Origin of the sequence: Streptomyces torulosus (assembly GCF_001419765.1) — a bacterium.
In the GTDB taxonomy this organism is placed as follows: Bacteria; Actinomycetota; Actinomycetes; order Streptomycetales; family Streptomycetaceae; genus Streptomyces; species Streptomyces torulosus.
Genome location: NZ_LIRK01000912.1, coordinates 1 through 1,493, shown reverse-complemented (window position 1 = coordinate 1,493; position 1,493 = coordinate 1). Strand labels below are relative to the sequence as shown.

Sequence of the window (1,493 nt, the reverse complement as noted above, 5' to 3'; positions counted from 1 at the left end):
CACAACGGCCGTACCTCGGCGCCGCCCCGTCGTGGAAGACGGGGCGTCGCCGAGGTACGGCCGTTGTGCGAGGACGCGGTCGCGGTCGGGTTCGAGATCCCGGACGAGCTGGCCGAGGAGTTCACGTTCGCGCCCGGCCAGTCGCTGACGCTCCGGCGCGAGATCGACGGACGGGACGAACGCCGCTCCTACTCGATCTGCTCACCGGCGGGTTCGGCACCGCGCATCGGCGTCCGGGTCGTACCGGGCGGCCTGTTCTCCTCCTGGCTCGTGAACGACGTACGCCCCGGCGACACCGTCGAGGTCATGCCGCCCACCGGCTTCTTCACCCCGGACCTCACCGCCCCCGGCCACCATGTGCTGATCGCGGCGGGCTCCGGCATCACTCCGATGATCTCCATCGCCGAGTCGGTCCTGGCCGCCGACCCCCGCTCCACGGTGACCCTCTTCTACGGCAACCGGCGCACCGGCACCGTGATGTTCGCCGACGAGCTCGCCGACCTGAAGGACCTGTACCCGGCCCGCTTCCAGCTGGCCCACGTACTGTCCCGCGAGCCGCGCGAGGCGGAGCTGCTCTCGGGCCGCCTGGACGCCGGACGCCTCTCGGCGCTCATCGGCTCCCTCGTCGATGTCGACACCGCCGACCACTGGTGGCTGTGCGGACCCCACGGAATGGTCCGCGACGCCCAGCAGGTCCTTACCGGCCTCGGCGTCCCCGTCGACCGCGTCCACCAGGAACTCTTCTACGCCGACGACGAACCCGTCCGCGAGGTCCGCCACGAGGAGGCCGCCGCCGAGGGCCCCGTCAGCGAGGTCACCATCACGCTCGACGGCCGCACCACCACCGCACCGCTGCCCCGCGACCGCACGATCCTCGACGCGGCGCAGCGCACCCGCCCCGACCTCCCCTTCGCCTGCAAGGGCGGCGTCTGCGGCACCTGCCGCGCGCTCGTCCCCGACGGCAAGGCGGACATGCGCCGCAACTACGCGCTGGAACCGGCGGAGGTGGCGGCGGGGTACGTGCTGACGTGCCAGACGTATCCGGTGTCGGAGACGCTGACGGTCGACTTCGACACGTAGGGGTTGGGGCCGGGCGCCTTCTGACTCGGGGGTGCGGGTTCATCGGCGACTGCGGGTGCGTGGGGTTGTTCGCGCAGTTCCCCGCGCCCCTGAAAAGCGACCGGGGCTGCGCCCCGTGCTTTTCAGGATGAAGGCCGGGCCGCAGGCCCGAAGCCTTCAGGGGCGCGGGGAACTGCGCGAGAAACCACAACGCACCCGCACCCGCCGAACAAACAGCGCGCCCCCCAGCTATGAGGCGCCCGGCCTCACGCGGAGCGCATCGCGTCGCGGCACAGCAGCCGCAGCGACCCCTCTCCCGTGTAGCAGCGGCGGGCCTCCTCGAAGGGGTCCCAGTAGCGGCCGTCCCAGGTGCGGACCCAGTGGTCGCCCCCGTCCTCGACCCACTCACCGCCGGCCCACCGCACGACGACCTC

Annotated in this window: 1 protein-coding gene; it reads left to right on the top strand. The window is 72.3% G+C overall.

Annotated features, from left to right (window positions below; translation table 11 throughout):
• Window positions 1-1,080: 1,2-phenylacetyl-CoA epoxidase subunit PaaE (paaE, locus tag AOK23_RS42425; protein WP_055717716.1), on the top strand; the 1,080-nt coding region annotated here is incomplete at its 5' end.
• Between the last annotated feature and the right edge of the window lie 413 nt (window positions 1,081-1,493).